The 16,339-nt window shown below is 69.7% G+C and carries 15 protein-coding genes; 11 read left to right on the top strand and 4 right to left on the bottom strand.

Going from position 1 to position 16,339, the window contains the following annotated elements; all coding sequences use genetic code 11:
- Positions 1-262: hypothetical protein (locus MKK63_RS26960; RefSeq protein WP_244007000.1), on the bottom strand; the 262-nt coding region annotated here is incomplete at its 3' end.
- 6 nt (positions 263-268) lie between these two features.
- Here MKK63_RS26960 and MKK63_RS32075 point away from each other — a divergent pair.
- The 6 genes from MKK63_RS32075 to MKK63_RS26930 all read left to right on the top strand — a co-directional run bounded on the left by MKK63_RS32075 (position 269) and on the right by MKK63_RS26930 (position 6,447).
- Positions 269-772 carry a helix-turn-helix domain-containing protein gene (locus tag MKK63_RS32075; protein WP_244006998.1) on the top strand — a complete coding sequence of 168 codons (504 nt, stop codon included), beginning with the start codon at positions 269-271 and terminating at the stop codon, positions 770-772.
- A 326-nt stretch (positions 773-1,098) separates the two neighbouring features.
- Complete coding sequence (locus MKK63_RS26950) at positions 1,099-2,340, top strand: metallophosphoesterase family protein (RefSeq protein WP_244006997.1); 1,242 nt, start codon at positions 1,099-1,101, stop codon at positions 2,338-2,340.
- Between the two features lie 67 nt (positions 2,341-2,407).
- Positions 2,408-3,676: an arsenic transporter gene (locus MKK63_RS26945; RefSeq protein WP_244006996.1), complete on the top strand. Its 1,269-nt coding sequence runs from the start codon at positions 2,408-2,410 to the stop codon at positions 3,674-3,676.
- Between the two features lie 30 nt (positions 3,677-3,706).
- Positions 3,707-4,627, top strand: a complete 921-nt coding sequence (locus MKK63_RS26940; RefSeq protein WP_244006995.1) for a DMT family transporter — start codon at positions 3,707-3,709, stop codon at positions 4,625-4,627.
- 9 nt (positions 4,628-4,636) lie between these two features.
- On the top strand, positions 4,637-6,034 hold the full coding sequence (locus MKK63_RS26935; protein WP_244006994.1) for a TAXI family TRAP transporter solute-binding subunit: 1,398 nt from the start codon (positions 4,637-4,639) through the stop codon (positions 6,032-6,034).
- Positions 6,035-6,210: 176 nt separating this feature from the next.
- Entirely contained in the window at positions 6,211-6,447 is a 237-nt protein-coding gene (locus MKK63_RS26930) for a hypothetical protein (protein ID WP_244006993.1), read from the top strand.
- A gap of 76 nt (positions 6,448-6,523) precedes the next feature.
- Here MKK63_RS26930 and MKK63_RS26925 read toward each other — a convergent pair whose 3' ends face one another.
- On the bottom strand, positions 6,524-7,021 hold the full coding sequence (locus MKK63_RS26925; RefSeq protein ID WP_244006991.1) for a peptide deformylase: 498 nt from the start codon (positions 7,019-7,021) through the stop codon (positions 6,524-6,526).
- Between the two features lie 199 nt (positions 7,022-7,220).
- On the opposite strand from MKK63_RS26925, the gene MKK63_RS26920 reads away from it, so the two are divergent.
- Positions 7,221-9,257: a molybdopterin-dependent oxidoreductase gene (locus MKK63_RS26920; RefSeq protein ID WP_244006990.1), complete on the top strand. Its 2,037-nt coding sequence runs from the start codon at positions 7,221-7,223 to the stop codon at positions 9,255-9,257.
- A gap of 162 nt (positions 9,258-9,419) precedes the next feature.
- On the opposite strand, the gene MKK63_RS26915 is transcribed toward MKK63_RS26920, so the two are convergent.
- A complete protein-coding gene (locus MKK63_RS26915; RefSeq protein ID WP_244006989.1) occupies positions 9,420-10,991 on the bottom strand; it encodes an ABC transporter substrate-binding protein in 1,572 nt (523 codons plus the stop codon).
- Positions 10,992-11,363: 372 nt separating this feature from the next.
- Between MKK63_RS26915 and MKK63_RS26910 the strand changes: the two genes are divergently transcribed.
- Both MKK63_RS26910 and MKK63_RS26905 read left to right on the top strand, forming a co-directional pair.
- Positions 11,364-11,603 (top strand): hypothetical protein, encoded by a 240-nt coding sequence (locus MKK63_RS26910; protein ID WP_244006988.1) that lies wholly within the window; start codon positions 11,364-11,366, stop codon positions 11,601-11,603.
- Between the two features lie 270 nt (positions 11,604-11,873).
- On the top strand, positions 11,874-12,410 hold the full coding sequence (locus MKK63_RS26905; RefSeq protein WP_244006987.1) for a hypothetical protein: 537 nt from the start codon (positions 11,874-11,876) through the stop codon (positions 12,408-12,410).
- 138 nt (positions 12,411-12,548) lie between these two features.
- Here the strand turns inward: MKK63_RS26905 and MKK63_RS26900 are convergent, their stop codons facing one another.
- The gene (locus tag MKK63_RS26900; RefSeq protein ID WP_244006986.1) at positions 12,549-13,022 is read right to left on the bottom strand and encodes a CYTH domain-containing protein; all 474 of its coding nucleotides are present in this window, start codon (positions 13,020-13,022) and stop codon (positions 12,549-12,551) included.
- 199 nt (positions 13,023-13,221) lie between these two features.
- Here MKK63_RS26900 and MKK63_RS26895 point away from each other — a divergent pair, with 199 nt between their 5' ends.
- Both MKK63_RS26895 and MKK63_RS26890 read left to right on the top strand, forming a co-directional pair.
- Complete coding sequence (locus MKK63_RS26895) at positions 13,222-13,725, top strand: NUDIX hydrolase (protein WP_409564566.1); 504 nt, start codon at positions 13,222-13,224, stop codon at positions 13,723-13,725.
- Between the two features lie 101 nt (positions 13,726-13,826).
- Positions 13,827-16,301, top strand: a complete 2,475-nt coding sequence (locus MKK63_RS26890) for an EAL domain-containing protein (RefSeq protein WP_244006984.1) — start codon at positions 13,827-13,829, stop codon at positions 16,299-16,301.
- Positions 16,302-16,339: the final 38 nt, after the last annotated feature.

The following is a 16,339-nucleotide window of genomic DNA, read 5'->3' as shown; positions in this document are numbered from 1 at the left end:
CGCACTCCACCGGCAGGCCCAGGCCCAGCGCGGTGCCGGCAAAGCCCGACCCCCCGGCGTCCCAGCCCGAGGCCAGGCCGCTCGCCCGCGAGACGCCGGCGCCCAAAGCCGCGGTCCGGTCGATCCGACCGTCCGCGTAGGGTGGATGCCACCAACGTCCTGATCCCCCGTTTCCTGCTGGAGCAGCAAAGCTGCCAGCCGGACGCCCTGCACGGCTGCCCCCCTCGACCATGACGGCGACCCGTTCGGGCGCCTCGTTCACACCTTCGTGGCGAACGTCGCCGCCTGCGGCGACCTCTTCGACCGGCGCGAAGCCCAGGCGGCCTCGGCGGCGGTCATCCAGCTCTGCGCGAGCTGGCTGCAGGGGCGGGGGGAGGGCCGCACGTCCCGGAATCCGGATGTCCGGATCCGGGTCCGCCGCCTCGTGGAGGCGGAACTCGGCAATTCGCAGCTCACGCCGGCGCTGATCGCGACGCGGCTGGGCCTGTTGCGCTCGACGCTGTACCGGCTCTTCGCCCCGGACAGCATCGTCGCGTATATCCGCGACCGCCGCCTGATGGCCGCGATGCGGATGCTCGCACGCGAGGACGGGTCGAGGCCCGCCCGCATCGGGCAGGTCGCCTACGCGGTCGGTTTCGACGACGAGCGGACGTTCCGGCGGGCGTTCAAGCGCCGGTTCGGCTCCGTGCCCAGCTCCGCACGGCGCTGCCTGGAAACCGGACCGCACCAGACTCCCCGGGCGGTGCTGCGCCACTGGATCGAGAGCCTTTGAAACGCTCCGTGGGCGGCTGTTCATCGCCTCGGGGAGCGACTTGGGGAAGCGTTCGACCGGTCGGCCACAATCGTCGCAAGGCGTGCGCATGTGTCCATCAAGCAGACACAGACCGTCCGATTTCACGACACTTTCTCGGAACTGTTCGGCACCCCGCCGTCGATCACGAAAAGTTAGGTTCCACCCGTCCCGGCCTGCGGCCTGCTGGCGGAACTTGACCGCGTCCGGGGCGTCGGGCCGTTCGCAACACTGACGGCCCCCTCGCAGGACCCGTCCGGAGGGCACGATGGTGGGCGGGACAGGCAGAGCGACCGGGCGAGCGCCTCATGCGTGAGACGCACGACGTGTTCGCCTTCGCGCATATCGGCGACCTCCACCTGCAGGGCGGGGGCGACCGGAACGCCGACGACCTGCGGGCGATCCTCGCCGAGATCGACGGCCTCCACGGGTGCGGCCTCCTCGACTTCGCCTACCTGCCGGGCGACCTCGCCGAGGACGGGCTTGCGGCGCAGTACGCGATCCTGATCAACGCCCTGGCGGCCCATCCGCGCCTGCCGGTCCGCCTGATCGCCGGGGATCACGACCGCCAGTACGGTACGATGACGGATTTCGACGCCCTGTTCGCGCAGGTGGCGGGCAGCGCGCGGGGCGGTGATCACCACGCGCAAGACCATCACTTGTCCAAGTTCGGGCAGCCCGACCCCGTCAGGCAGTACTACTTCGCCGAAACGATTGCCGGCGTGCGCTGCCTGTTCCTCGACATGATCAGCGCCGGCTACGGCCAGAAGGGGGTCGGGCTCGATTTCCGGCTCGGTCCGTGCCAGCTCGCTTGGCTCCGGAACGAACTCGATCAGGCCGGCCAGAAGGGCCTGTCCTGCGCTGTCTTCACCCACACCTATCCGGACGACCTCAACGCGCCGGGCGAGAAGGCGGCGCTGGCCGGCCTGATCCGCGGCCACAACGTCCGCCTCGTCGAGATGGGCCACACCCATTACAATGAGCTCGCCCATGACGGGCGCACGCTCTACGCCTCGGCCCGCTCGGTCGGTCAGAACGAGGACGGCTCGGTGGGCTACGCGGTGGCGGCGATCGATGGCGCCGAGACGAACTGGCGCTTCAAGCCCCTCGACCAGGCACTCCCCGTCACGATGATCACGAGCCCCGCCGATCGGCGCCTCGCCACCGCGGCGCTCGGTCCCGACGCGACGATCACGGTGCGGGCCCTCGTGCTGTCGAACGCGCCGCAGGCGGCTTGGTGCTGCTGGGCGCGGGTCGATGACGGTCCGGCATATCCGATGAGTCCGGCCAGCCCGCGCATCGTCGAGGTGCGGGTCCCGTGGCCGGTCGGGTCGCGCCGCCTGTCCGTCGCGGTGACGGACGGGACCCTGAATCCATGCACCCTGGCGCCGAACACCGACACCGATTCGATCGAACCCGTCTCGCGCTGCTTCGTGCCGCCGCTGGCACCGGACCGACCCGGCAGCGACGCGTTCCGCACGCCGTTCTGGCCCGAGAAGGGCATCCGGGGCGACCAGCTCGGTCCCAACCGCAACGGGCGGGGCTGGTAGCCGGCCTGTACCGAAACGCGGCACACATCCCTTTCCCGACTCACCCGATACAGGACTACCGGAACCGATGGGCGCGCTGACGCTGACCCCCAACATCACGACCTGGGCGATCGCGGCCCTCGCGACCCTTGGCGTCATCCTGCGGCCGTTCTCATGGCCGGAGGCGATCTGGGCTGTGCTGGGCGCAGGCGCCCTGGTCGCCCTGGGGCTGCTCGCCCCCGCCACCGCCTGGGAGGGCGTGCTTAAGGGGACGGACGTCTACCTGTTCCTCGTCGGCATGATGCTGATGTCGGAGGTCGCTCGGAAGGAGGGCCTGTTCGACTGGCTGGCCTCGATCGCGGTGCGCGCCGCCAAGGGCTCGGCCACCCGGCTGTTCACTCTGGTTTATCTCGTCGGCACGGTCGTCACGGTGTTCCTGTCGAACGACGCCTGCGCGGTGGTGCTGACGCCGGCCGTCTACGCGGCCACCAAGGCCGCCAAGGTCGAGAACCCGCTCCCATACCTGTTCGTCTGCGCCTTCATCGCCAACGCGGCGAGCTTCGTGCTGCCGATCTCGAACCCAGCCAACCTCGTGGTTTTCGCCGACCACATGCCGCCGCTGGTGCGCTGGCTCGGCCTGTTCGCGCTGCCCTCGGTGCTGGCCATCGTGACAACCTACGCGGTTTTGCGCCTGACCCAGGCCAAGTCCCTGCGCGGCCAGACCGTCGCCACCGACGTCGAAGCGCAGCCGCTCTCCCGCACCGGCCTTGTGGCCGGTCTCGGCATCGTGGCGACCGGCGGCGTGCTGATCGGCGCCTCGGCTCTCGGCCTCGATCTCGGCCTGCCGACCTTCGTGGCGGGCTTAGCCACCACCGTGGTCGTGCTGCTGCTCAAGCGCGGCGGCCTCGTGGAGGTCGCCAAGGATGTGTCGTGGAGCGTGCTGCCGCTGGTGGCCGGCCTGTTCGTGCTGGTGGAGGCCCTGGAAAAGACCGGCGTCCTCGCCATGCTGGCGGATCTGCTCAAGGGCTACGCCCACGCCGCCCCGGAAGCCACCGCCTGGGGGGCAGGCGGTCTGATCGCGGTGCTGTGCAACCTCGTCAACAACCTGCCGGCTGGCCTGATCGCGGGGGCCGCCGTCCACACGGCCCAGGTGCCCGAGAAGGTCGCGGGCGCCATCCTGATCGGCGTTGATCTGGGCCCGAACCTCTCGGTGACGGGGTCCCTGGCGACGATCCTCTGGCTCACCGCCATCCGCCGCGAGGGCCAGGATGTCGGCGCCTGGACCTTTCTGAAGCTCGGCCTGCTGGTGATGCCCTCCGCCCTCCTGCTGGCGCTCGCCGGTCTGCTGCTCGTCTGATTTTCACCCCGAGAACCCCAAGGTCCGCGCGTGACGGCTGCCCTCCTCTATCCCTTCATCTTGTTGGCCGGCGCGCTGCAGGCGCTCGGCAATGCCATGAACGCGCAGCTGCGGGGCAGGCTCGTCAACCCGTGGTTGGCCGCGACGGTGTCGTTCCTGCCGATCGTGTTCGTCTTCGCGACCCTGTTCTTCACGATGCCGACGCCGCTGCCGAGCCTCGACAGCTTGAGCAAGATGCCCTGGTACGCCCCGCTCGGGGGCGTGGCCGGCGCGGTGGCGGTGTTCGGCGGGCTCGCCTTCATCGACAAGGTCGGCGCCGGGCCGTTCAACGGCCTGACGCTCACCGCCAATATCCTCACCTCACTGGCGATGGACGCGTTCGGGTTGTTCGGCCTGCAGGCCTCGGGCTTCAAGCCGCTGCCCTGGCTCGGCGGCCTGCTGATGGCGGTGGGCGTCACCTTCATCGCGAAGTCCGGCGGCAAGAGCGAGGGCGGCGAGTCGGGGGTCGGCGGCAAGCTGCTCTACCCGTTCATCATCGTGGCCGGTGCCCTGATGGCGATCGGCGTGGTCTGGAACGCGCAGCTCCGGGGTGCCCTGGAGAATCCCTGGCTTGCCGCGACGGTCTCGTTCATCCCGGTCGTGTTCGTGTTCGCGCTGATCTTCCTGCTGCGTCCGTCGCCGCTGCCGAGCCGGGAGGATGTTGCGGGGGTCCGCTGGTGGATGCCGCTCGCCGGCATCACCGGGGCGGTGGCGGTGTTCGCCGGGCTGCTGTTCGTCGACAAGGTCGGGGCCGGCGCCTTCAATGGCCTCTTGATCACCGCCAACCTGCTCACCTCGGTGGCGCTCGACCATTTCGGCTGGTTCGGCATGAAGCAGGTCAAGGCCGGCCGGCCGCGCCTGATTGGCGCCGCCGTGATGGTCGCCGGCATCGTGCTGATCTCCCTGTTCTGAGCGGCCGGAATGTGGGCCTTCCCCGCCTGGCTGCTGCGCCGTGAGGTCCTGCTCCTGGCGGGGGCCGTCCTGCTCAGCGTGGGCGGGGCGGCGGCGTGGTACCTGCTCCAGGCGACGGTGCTCACCATCGCGGTCGCCCCCCGGGACGGCACCGAGCCGGAGCTGATCAAGGCCTATGCCGACGCGCTCGACGCCGCGCACGAAAACGTTCGGCTGAAGATCCTGTCCTTCGACGACGTGCGCGAGAGCGCCGCCGCCCTGCAGGATGGGCGCGCCGACCTCGCGGTGGTCCGCCCCGACGTGCTCCTGCCGACCAATGGGTTGACCCTGGCGATCCTGCGTGACCAGGCGATGATCATCGCCTCGCCGGAACAAGCCGGGATCCCGAGTTTCCCGAAGCTCGCCGGCAAGCGGCTCGGTATCGCGGCCCACCGTGACGCCGACCTGGGGCTGCTGCGGAACATCCTCGGTTATTACGGGCTCACCCTGGAGGAGGCGGCCGGCCCCGCGCGGGATTCCTCCGTCCTGCTGGTCCCGGTCGATCAGGAGGCGGTGGCGGGCGCCTTTCGCGAGAAGCGGATCGACGCTTTCGTCAGCATCATCGCCCCCTCGGCGCCCAAGGCGCTCGCCCTGGTGGGCGCCGTGCAAGGGTTCGCCCGCGGCGGCAAGGTGGCGTTCGTCACCGTGGAGGACGACGACGCCGTGATCGAGCGCTTCCCACGGCTTCAGGCGGTGACCATTCCGGGGGGCCTGTTCGGCGGCCGGCCGAAGCTGCCGGTCGACGACGTGAAGACCGTGGGCGCCTCTTACCGGCTGATGGCCCGAGCCTCCCTGAGCCGCGTGGTGGTGGCCGATGTGACCCGGCAGCTCTTCGAGAAACGCACCGCCGCCACCCAGGTGACGGACGCCGCCGAGTACGTCCAGGCCCCGGCCTACGACACCACGGTAGCGGCGACGAGCGCGCGCATCCCGATCCATCCCGGCGCCATCGACTATTACGAGCGCGACCAGCACGGCTTCATCGAGCGCTACGGTGACACGCTCTACCTGCTCGGCGCGCTGGCGGGCGGCCTCGTCTCGATGCTGGCCTGGATCCGGCGGCGGCTGGCAAGCCTGCGCGGCGAGCGGATCGACGCGATCATCGACCGGCTCCTGGAGATCGCCGGGCAGGCCCGAGCCTTGCGTGATCCAGAGGCGATCGAGGCGCTCACCGTCGAGGTCGATGCACTCGCCATGGATGTGGTCCGCTACACCCGGGAGCGGGAGCCCGGCCCGCCGGTCCTGTCGGCGGCCTCGGTCGCCATCGATACGGCCCGGGCCACGATCGCGGATTGCCGGACCCGAGCCGACGAGGCCGGGGCACGCATCGGCCGCTCCGTGCGGCTGCACGGTTCGGGTCGGACCTGAAGGCCGGGCGCGGCGGTCGCCGGCAAGACGATTCGTGCGTTTCCGGGCCTCAGGCCACTGCATGAGAAGAAGGTGTTTGCGTCAGCTTCCGAGGAGAGAACAAGAGTCTCCACGGGTCGGGAAATTCGAAAGACGCCTCCATTGCCGTTGGGTGGGTCCGAGGCAACATTCCCAATATGCGCACGCAGTCCGAAATCCAGCCCACAACCTTCGATCCGTTCGGCGAACCCGTCGCGGACGGCGTCGCTCGCGCCTGCCCGGAGGTTGCGGGCGACCGGACCGCCCGGCGTGTCGGCGGTGCCGTGTTCTGGACGCTCGCCCTGGTGATCCTGGCCGGACGCATCTACGCCTACGACATGCCGGTGGTGCAGGATGTCGCCGCCCACGCGGTCCAGATGCTGGCCCTGCGCTGAGGGCATCGGCCAGATCTCCTGTATGCTGTGCTGCGCTCCTTGCGCCGAAGATGTGTCCCCTTCGGCGAAGAACGTTTTAATCTGATTTCGTCTTCCCGAATCGCTTGAGCAGACGCTCGCGCTTCAGGCGGGACAGGCGGTCGATCCAGAAGACACCGTCGAGTTGATCGATCTCGTGCTGAATGGCCGCGGCCTCGAAACCTTCCGCGGTCTGCTCATGCTCAGCGCCCTCGAGGTCGCTATAGCCGAACCGGATGTGGGCCGGCCGGGTAATCCGTTCCCGCACCCCCGGCATGCTGACGCTGCCCTCCTCATGGGTCGCCGTCTCGGGTGAGGCCCAGAGCACAACCGGGTTCACGTAGACGCGCCGCTCCGCCTCCGGAGACATCCGGATCACCACGACCCGTGCGGGCACACCGATATGCGGGGCGGTGAGGCCGATGGCGCTGACGTCCAAGAGCGTGTCCCAGACATCGGTGACGAGCGCCGACAGGTCCGGCCCGAACGCCTCGACCGGGGCGGCCAGATGCGAAAGGCGCGGATCCGGGAACAGGACGAGAGGGCGGGCCGGCATGGGCGGTTCACTTGCAACGGTGTGGCTGCGGCCTTCCTGTATCGTGCCAGGGCGATAGGGCAATCCGGAGCGCGTGCGACCGGTGCCGTCGGGACGGGGAACCGGGAGACCGCGCGCCGATCTCCTCCGGATTCGCCAAGCCGCCTCAAAAACGCACGGGCCTTGCATTAGTCCTGCCGGCGCCACGGGAGTTCATCGCTTGGTCCGGACCGTCTGCCCGCACGATTGCCCCTCCGCCTGCAGCCTCGACGTGCAGGTGGAAGGCGGACGCGTCATCTCGGTCCGCGGGGGCGACAATCCCTACACGGCCGGCGTGATCTGCGCGAAGGTCAGTCGCTACGGCGAGCGCGTCCACCATCCGGATCGGCTCCTCCACCCGCTGGAGCGCGTCGGCCCGAAAGGTGGCGGGCAATGGCGGCGGATCTCCTGGGACGCGGCGCTCGACCGTCTGACCACGGCCTTCGCCGAGGCGGCGGAACGCCACGGCCCGGAAGCCGTCTGGCCGTACAATTCAGGCGGCACCATGGGCCTCGTCCAGCGGGACGGGATCCACCGCCTGACCCACACGATGGGCTATTCGCGGCGCAAGCGCACGATCTGCACGGCGATCGCCATCGCGGGCTGGAGCGCCGGGACCGGGCGGATCGCCGGGCCGGATCCCCGCGAGATGGCGCTGTCGGACCTGATTGTGGTCTGGGGCGGCAACCCGGTGAGCACCCAGGTCAACGCGATGACCCATATCAGCCGCGCCCGAAAGAACCGGGGTGCCAAGCTGGTGGTGATCGACCCCTATCGCACCGGCACCGCGGCGGCGGCCGACCTCCATCTCGCCCCCCGGCCAGGCACCGACGGGGCTCTGGCCTGCGCGGTGCTCCACGTCCTGTTCCGCGACGGCTATGCGGACCGGGCCTACCTCGCCGCCCATGCCGAGGATACGGCGGCGCTGGAGACCCATCTGGCCGCGCGCACGCCCGAATGGGCGGCGGCGATCACCGGCCTGGAGCCCGCCGCCATCGAGGCCTTCGCGGCGCTCTACGGCCGGACGCCGCGCAGCTACATCCGCTGCGGCTTCGGCTTCACCCGCAGCCGCAACGGCGCCGTGAACCTCCACGCGGTGACCTGCCTGCCGACCGTCACCGGTGCGTGGCAGCATGAAGGTGGGGGCGCCCTCTGGCAGCAGGCCGCGATCTTCAACTGGGACAAGACCCTGACGGAGGGGCTCGACGTCAAGGCGCCGGGCGTGCGCGAACTCGACATGAGCCGGCTCGGCGCCATCCTGGCCGATGATCCCGACACCCTGCAGGGCGGGCCGCCGGTGCGCGCCATGCTGATCCAGTCGGCCAATCCCGCCGTCTCGGCCCCGGATAGCGCCCGGGTGCGCGCCGGGCTCGCGCGGCCGGACGTGTTCGTGGCCGTGCACGAGCAGTTCATGACCGAGACCGCGGCGCTGGCCGACCTCGTCCTGCCGGCCACCACCTTCCTGGAGCACGACGACATCTACGGGGCCGGCGGCCACAGCCACATCCAGGCGGGGCCGGCGATCCTCGCGCCGCCCGGGGAGTGCCGCTCGAACCATGCCCTGCTCAGCGCGCTCGCCGCCCGGCTCGGGGCGGACCACGCCGGCTTCCAGCTGAGCGCCCGGGAACTCGCCGACGCCACCCTGGCCCGGTCGGGCTGGGGCGGCCTCGACCGGCTCGAGGCGGCCGGCTGGATCGACGCGCAGCCGGACTTCGCCGAGAGCCACTTCCTCACCGGATTCGGCCATCCGGACGGGCGCTTCCGCTTCGCCCCCGACTGGGCGGCGCTCGGCCCCCGCGCGGCCGGGATGCCGATCCTGCCCGATCACTGGCCGGTGGCCGAGCCCGCCGATGCGGATCACCCGTTCCGGATGATCGCCCCGCCGGCCCGCCAGTTCCTCAACACGACCTTCACCAACGTACCCGAATCGCTCCGCCGCGAGGGGCGGCCGACCTGCCTGCTCCATCCGGAGGACGGCGCGCGGCTGGGGATCGCCACGGGCGACGCCATCGAGGTCGGGAATGTCCGTGGCCGGGTGCGGCTGCACGCGCGCCTCGCCGAGGGGCAGCAGCCGGGCGTCGTGGTGGTCGAGAGCCTGTGGCCGAGCGCGGCGTTCGGCGGTGGCAGCGGGATCAACACGCTGGTCGGGTCCGCCCCGGCGGCGCCCAACGACGGCGCCGCCTTCCACGACACCGCCGTCTGGGTCCGGGCTGCCTGAGTCCCAGTCCTGGTTTCGAAAGGTCGAGACCTTTCGCGGGTCCAGGGCAGAGCCCTGGTGCCGGACTTCGTCCGGTCTTGGGCTTCGTCCGGTCTTGGGCTTCGTCCGGTTTTGGGCTTCGCCCGACCTCAGGGCTCCGCCCTGAACACCCGCCAAAGGGCTTCAGCCCTTCTTCACGTTCCAGAACACCGGCACGCCGTCGAGCACCCCCGTCAGGGACGGCTTGTACGAGGTCTGGTTGAAGTATTGGCCGAGCGGCAGGTAGGGCAGGTCGATGAAGGCCTGCCGCTGGAGATCGGCCGCGAGCGCCTTGCGGGCGGCGGTGTCGGGGGCGTCGAGCCATTGATCCCGGAGGGCCTCGATCCGCGCGCTGGTCGGCCAGCCGATCGGCGCGGTCTGGCCGGTCCCCCGCAGGAAGGCGCTGACCGCCGGGTTGGCCTGATCGAGCCCCGCCCAGAAGGTGCAGAAGGCGCTCCAGCCGCCCTGGGCGACCGGGTCCTTCTTGGCCCGCCGCTGCACCACCGAGCCCCAGTCCATGATCTGGTAATCGACGTTGAAGCCCGCGCGGGTGAGCATGTCGGCGGTGACATCGGCCATCGCCTTCAGGCTCGGGAAGTCGGAGGCGCCCATCAGCACGACCTTCTCGCCCTTGTATCCGGCCGCCGCCAGCGCCTTCTTGGCGCCTTCGTAGTCGCGCTTGGCTGTCAGGACGTCGAGCCCGACATCGCTCGCCATCGGCAGGCCGGGGCAGAAGAAGCCGGTCGGCACGTGGGTCAGCTTGGGGTCGGTGCCGGTCACAGCCTGCATGACGTCGGTCTGATCGACCACCTTGAGCAGCACCTGCCGGATCGCTGGGTTGTCGAAGGGCGGCTGAAGCTGGTTCATCCGCAGGCAGCCGATCAGGCCGGTCGGGTCGGCGATCCGCGTCGTCAGCTTGCCCAGCGTCGGCACGAGGTCGGCCGGCGGCTGCTCCCACCAATCCATCTCTCCGGTCTGCATGGCCGAGGCGGCGGTGGCCTGATCGGGGATGACGTTCCACTCGACCCGGTCCACGAACACGCGCTTGGGACCGGAGGTCCATTGCGGTTCCCCACCCTCGCAGGGGACATAGCCGGCAAATCGCTCGTAGACGACGCGGGCGCCGACCACGCGCTCGTCGGCCTTGAAGCGGAACGGTCCGCTGCCGACCATCTCGGTCACCTGGGTGAACGGGTCGGTCTTGGCGAGCCGCTCCGGCATGATGGCGCAGATCGCGGAGGCGACCTTGCCGAGCGCGTCCGGCAGCAGCGGGAAGGGCTTTTTCAGGCGGAACTGGATCGTCCTGTCATCCGGTGCGGAGAGTTCGTCCGTATAAGCCATCAGCGTCTGGCCCATGGCGTCGCGCTTGCCCCAGCGGGCGATGCTCGCCACGCAATCCCGGGCGAGCACCGGGCTGCCGTCGTGGAACATCAGCCCGGGCCGGAGGGTGAGCCGCCAGAGCGTGCCGTCGTTCTCTACCGTATGCCCGGCCACCATCTGTGGCTGGGCGCTGTAGCTGGCATCGGTGCCGTAGAGCGTGTCGAACACCGCGAGCCCGTGGTTCCGGGTGACGTAGGCGGTCGTCCAGATCGGATCGAGCACCGTCAGGTCGGCCTGCGGGATGAACTTGAGGACCCGCGCGGCCGTGCCCTGCGCCAATGCCGGGGCGGCCAGCGCCGCGCCCGACAGGGCCATGAAGGATCGTCTGTTGAGCATGCCAGCCTGTCCACCCGGTGAGGTCCGCGGCAGCGTAGCATGCCCCGGGCCAGGAGAGGCAGGAACGGCCCGAGGGCTGTAACAGTCCCCCCGTCCCGCTGCGCAAACGGCGTCTCGCGCGGAAGAAACGGCGTCTCGCGCGGAAGAACGGGTGCAAGAAGCACTTTATTCGAACCGGTATGAGTGCATGTCTCCGACGGCTGGTGGCATGAACAAGGTTTTGTCAACAGAAAGACTTTATTGGCTTCCACACGGCCGGGGTGGTCGCGCGCGGCCAATCAGGACGTCCCTCGGGCGTGGATCCGGTCGGCGAGACACAGCCGCCGTGCCGGTCCGATGACCGGACAGGCTTCTCCAGGATCACGTCACGCCATGAATTTCACGGTCTCCGCGCGTGTCTCCGCGCGCCGGTTCGCCTATCAGCACGCATCCGTCCTCAACGCCCTGGACCAGGGCATGAGCTTGATCGCCGCCGGCATGGCCGACGTGACGATCACCGACGGGAGCGGCCGGACCCGATCGCCGGCGGCCCTCTATCATTCTCTGTTCGGCGGCAGCCGCGCCGGTGCGCCGCAGGGCGCGGCGGCCCCCGGGGTGCTGCAGGCCGCCTGATCGGCCCGAGGGTCGTACCCGATCGCGTTTCGATCGCGCACGGCCCTAAACCCGCGTTTTGGCGCACCCCCTTGCGCCGAACCGGTGTTCACTTCGGCGACGGGCGCTCTGATTCCGGCGTTCCACCGGGGTCGTCACGACTGACCTTGTGAACAAAGAAATTCGGCGGATACGGAATCGTGTTTCTGGACATTCCGTGAGATCACGCCTAACCTAAGAGTGTTCGCGCCGCCGACGTTTCGGTTCGAATGCTTCCAAGGATCGCTGTACATGAAGCGCCGTAGCGCGCGGCCATTTATGGTCGAAGTCAAGAACGCCCGGACCCCCCGCACTGCTCTGAGAGATGTCGAGCCGCAGGCGCGACCCGACAAGGTTCTCTGGCCGGAGCTGGCCCAGGCGGCCGAGCCGAAGCCGAGGCGGGTGCTGCCGGCCCTCGATGCGGCGCCGGCCCCGGGTCTGAAGGAGCCGGATGCCCCGGCCCGTCGCGTCCTGCCGAGCCTCGTGCCCATGTTCCAGAACACGGACGAGCTAGAGCCGGAGCCCGCGATCGCGCCGCGGCGGACGCGGACCCGCCGCGAGAAGGCCCCCGCCGTCACGCCGGCGGTCCGGACGTCCACGCCGGTCGAAGCGCTGCCGGAGATCCGCGCTGCTGTGATCCAACCCGAGGCTCGTCCGTCGAAGCCGCTCGCTGCGGATCCGGCCGGGCCCGAACGGGGCACGCCACCGCGGCCCGCTTCCTGGCGTCGGACGAAGGAGCTCCGGCTCGGCGAACGCTGGAAGCGCCGTCTCCCGCCCTATCTCCGCTGAGACGGACGCGGGCCGTCCAACGGCCCTAGCCGTTCTTGCGGCGACCGGCGGTCGGCTCTCAGGATCGCATCACGCGCGACGGTGTTCGCCCTCGATAGGGGGCGGGCTCTCCCGGCGAACGCGGCCGATCACCGACGTTCACGCTGCCGCCAACTGGGGCATCGAACCGCCGGCCAAGCGCGAGTTGCGGTATCGCGCATCATCCGTGACTTCGCACTCGACCCACGGCGGCAGGATCACCGGCTGATCCTCGCGCTCGAGTTCGATCTCCGCCAGGATCAGGCCCGCCAGCGCGCCGCCGAACACATCGACGTCCCAGACTGCTCCGGCATGCACGACCCGAAAGCGCGTCTTCTCCAGGCGTCGGTTGGCCGGCACGCCCGCCAGCAGCGCCACGCCGTCCGCCCGGGGGATCGCGAACTCGACCTCTTCGCGGGATGTCCCGCGCCGCGGGCTCTTCCACGTCACCAGCATAAGCTGACCCGCTTGGCGGATGCGGATCGTGTTGGCGGTATCGGTGTAGAGATAGCCCTGAATCAGCGGCGTCCCCGACCGGCAGTGCGTCAGCACAGCCGGGCTCGCGATGAATTTGCGCTCGATTTCGACAGCCATGCTGCGACTCTGGGTCGTTGAACCCTGGAACTTTCGCTGACAAATTATCGCACCGCAAGCAGGCCGTCCGATCCTGAGGATCGCGTGGCAAGCATGGCTCTTTGCGCGCCGGAGCGGGATGCAAGGCCGCATTTATCAACTATGTAAAGGCAGTGGGAGATCAAAGATTGCAGAATCGCTTCCGGAAAATTCATTCCTCTTGCCCGCGAGATCATCGCTGAAAACAGAATCAAAAAGCCCGAGTCTGAAGAAACGTCTCCGGAAGGCGCAGGCCAAGCCGCTCAAGCAGGTTGCTGCGCTGCCGTTCCGGGTCGGCCCGGACGGCCGGATCGAGGTGCTGCTGATCACCTCGCGGGATACCGGCCGGTGGATCATCCCCAAGGGCTGGCCGATGATCGGCCGCAAGGCGCATCAGGCCGCCGCGCGTGAGGCGTTTGAGGAAGCCGGTCTGACCGGACAGATCGCGGCCGATCCGGTCGGCTGGTACCGTTACGAGAAACGCCTCGCTCAAGGGCGCGCGTTGCGCTGCAAGGTGCGCGTCTATCCGCTCCGGGTCGAGGTCGAGCATCCACACTGGCCGGAGCAGGCGGAGCGGACGCTCCGGTGGTTCGCGCCGGAGGATGCAGCGCGCCTGGTCCACGAGGACGACCTTCGACGTCTGCTCGCGGGCTTCACCGCCGGACCTCGCAGCAGCCAAGTTTGAGGATCCGTGGCGCGAGTTGCATATTCCCGCGGCGGAATGCAACTTCTGATTAGTATTCGATGCGTAACCTGCCGGGCAATATCGCCGGTTGGATTGCTTCGATGTACCGTGCCTTCATCTGCTTGACCGAAGAGCACACCGCCTGGGTGGTGGTCCTCGCCGCCGGCGTGTGCTGGATCACCTGCTTGGTCGCGCTGAAGCTCGAACAGCGGGTCCGGACCCGCACCGGCGGCTCCGACCTGATCTGGCTCCTGGCGGCCGGATTCTCGATCGGCTCCGGAATCTGGAGCACGCATTTCATCGGCATGCTGGGCTACGATCCCGGCGTGGTCCTGGGCTACGAGCCACGCACCACATTGCTCTCGCTCGTCGTCGCCATCGCGGCGGCCTCGGCGGCTTTCCTGTTCGCGCGATCGGGCTCGTCTTCGGAACCGTCGACGCGGCCGTCGGCCTGGGCAGGCGCGGGTGCGGGCCTCGTCCTCGGCATCGGTATCGCCTGCATGCACGTCCTCGGCATCGCGGGGGTGCGGCTGCCCGGGCATTTCACCTGGGACGTTGCGCTCGCCGGCACCGCCATCGTGGCGGGCGTGCTCCTGGCGGCGGCCGGCATGGTGGTCCATGTCCGCGGCACCGACGGTCTCACCCGGGCGGCGGCGGCCACGATCCTGACGCTGGCGATCGCGCTGCTTCACTTCCTGGCCATGGCGGCGATCCAGGTCGTGCCGGATCCGGCCCTGGCTGTCCCGCAACTCGGCCTCGACCGCCGCGTGCTGGCCGGGGTGATCGCCGCCGTGATGGCGGTGATCCTGGGCTTCGGTGCCCTGACGCTGATGCTGGACCGTCTGCACAGCATGAACGTCGCGCTGGCCCGCCAGGGCCGCATGCTTCAGGAGAAGACTCGGCTGCTGGACGAAGCCCTCGACAGCATGGACCAGGGGCTCATCAAGGTCGATGCGGGCGGCATCGTGCGCGTGTGCAACGAGCGGGCACTGGCGCTGCTCGACCTGCCGCGGGCGATGATGCAGGCTCAGCCGAGCTACCGGGCGGTCCTGCGCTATCAGGCCAGCCAGCAGGAGCGGAACCGCACCGACCGGGCCTTCCGGGTCTGGGTGGCGCGCAGCGAACCGGGGCAGGCTCATGTCCACGAGCGCGCGCGGCCGAACGGCCGCGTGCTCGAAGTCCGCTCCGTGCCCCTGGCGGATGGTGGCTTCGTGCGGACCTTCACCGACATCACGAAGCGCAAGGCCGCAGAGGCCGAGGTGGCGCGCCTCGCCCGGCACGACGTGCTCACCGGTCTGCCGAACCGGGCCCTGTTCCACGAGACCGTGGAGCGGAGTCTGGCCGACATCGCCCGGCACGCGGGCGACTGCGCGGTGCTGTACCTCGATCTCGACGGGTTCAAGGGCGTGAACGACAGCCTCGGCCATCAAGCCGGGGACGCGCTCCTGCGGCACATCGCGGGCGCCCTCGTGAGCGTTGCAGGGGCCGGGGCCGTGGCCCGCTTGGGGGGCGACGAGTTCGCTGTGCTGACCCCCGGCGGGTTCGCGGAGGCCGGCGCCCTGGCCGAGCGCCTCATCGCGCTGTTCGACAATCCGCTCTGCGTGGGTGAGCACCGGATTGGCGTCGGCCTCAGTGTCGGCATCGCGCTCGCCCCCGAGCACGGCATGGCGGCGGAGTGCCTGTACCGGCGCGCCGACCTCGCCCTCTACCGGGCCAAGGCCGAGGGGCGCGGCACGTTCCGCGTCTTCACGCCCGCCATGGACGAGGAGGCGGAGGCGCGCCGGGTGCTGGAGCGCGACCTGCGCCAAGCCATGGATGAGGACGGGCTCAGCCTCCACTACCAGCCGCAGGTGGACGGCCGGACCGGCGCGCTGATCGGGTTCGAGGCGCTTCTGCGCTGGGTCCACCCGGTGCGCGGCAACATCGCCCCGGACGTCTTCGTGCCGCTGGCTGAGGAGACCGGGCTGATCGTCGCGCTGGGCGAGTGGGTGCTGCGCGCGGCCTGCCTCGAGGCCGCGGGGTGGGCGCAGCCCCTGAAGGTCGCCGTCAACCTCTCGCCGCGGCAATTCCAAAGGCCTGAACTGCCCGAGCGGGTCCTGGCCATCCTGGTGCAGACCGGTCTGGCGCCCGGCCGCCTGGAACTCGAGGTCACCGAGAGCATCATCATCAACGACATGGACCGGGCCGTGGGCATTCTCCGGCGCCTGAGGAACTACGGCATCCGGATCAGCATGGATGATTTCGGGACCGGCTACGCGTCGCTGGCCACCCTCCAGGCCTTCCCGTTCGACAAGCTCAAGATCGACCGTTCCTTCGTGGCCCAGATCGGCTCGGAGCCACAGGCGGCCGTGATCGTGCGTGCCGTGCTCGGCCTCGGCCGCAGCCTGGGCATGGGGGTGGTGGCCGAGGGCGTCGAGACCGAGGCGCAGCGGGCGTTCCTCGCCGAGGAGGCCTGCGGCGAGATGCAGGGCTACCTCTTCGGAAAGCCGCGCCCGATCACCGACTACGCGACGGAGCTCGAACCCACCGCCGACATGACTGCCCGGGCCGCACCCCGCCTCACGCGGGTCGGCTGACGCCGTCGGAGCGGGAACCGAGGCGGCATCCCGCCGTT

Origin of the sequence: Methylobacterium sp. J-088 (assembly GCF_022829295.1) — a bacterium.
Taxonomy (GTDB): domain Bacteria; phylum Pseudomonadota; class Alphaproteobacteria; order Rhizobiales; family Beijerinckiaceae; genus Methylobacterium.
The sequence above is the reverse complement of the archived record's forward strand: the minus strand, read 5'-3'. Positions and strand labels throughout refer to the sequence as shown.

What these genes read in the sequence shown, in the direction of transcription:
- MKK63_RS26915 (WP_244006989.1), bottom strand. Translation starts at nt 10,991, where the DNA reads ATGCTCAACAGACGATCCTTCATGGCCCTGTCGGGCGCGGCGCTGGCC.
- MKK63_RS26930 (WP_244006993.1), top strand. Translation starts at nt 6,211, where the DNA reads ATGCGCACGCAGTCCGAAATCCAGCCCACAACCTTCGATCCGTTCGGC.
- MKK63_RS26890 (WP_244006984.1), top strand. Translation starts at nt 13,827, where the DNA reads ATGTACCGTGCCTTCATCTGCTTGACCGAAGAGCACACCGCCTGGGTG.
- MKK63_RS26945 (WP_244006996.1), top strand. Translation starts at nt 2,408, where the DNA reads ATGGGCGCGCTGACGCTGACCCCCAACATCACGACCTGGGCGATCGCG.
- MKK63_RS26905 (WP_244006987.1), top strand. Translation starts at nt 11,874, where the DNA reads ATGAAGCGCCGTAGCGCGCGGCCATTTATGGTCGAAGTCAAGAACGCC.
- MKK63_RS26910 (WP_244006988.1), top strand. Translation starts at nt 11,364, where the DNA reads ATGAATTTCACGGTCTCCGCGCGTGTCTCCGCGCGCCGGTTCGCCTAT.
- MKK63_RS26935 (WP_244006994.1), top strand. Translation starts at nt 4,637, where the DNA reads ATGTGGGCCTTCCCCGCCTGGCTGCTGCGCCGTGAGGTCCTGCTCCTG.
- MKK63_RS26900 (WP_244006986.1), bottom strand. Translation starts at nt 13,022, where the DNA reads ATGGCTGTCGAAATCGAGCGCAAATTCATCGCGAGCCCGGCTGTGCTG.
- MKK63_RS26950 (WP_244006997.1), top strand. Translation starts at nt 1,099, where the DNA reads ATGCGTGAGACGCACGACGTGTTCGCCTTCGCGCATATCGGCGACCTC.
- MKK63_RS26925 (WP_244006991.1), bottom strand. Translation starts at nt 7,021, where the DNA reads ATGCCGGCCCGCCCTCTCGTCCTGTTCCCGGATCCGCGCCTTTCGCAT.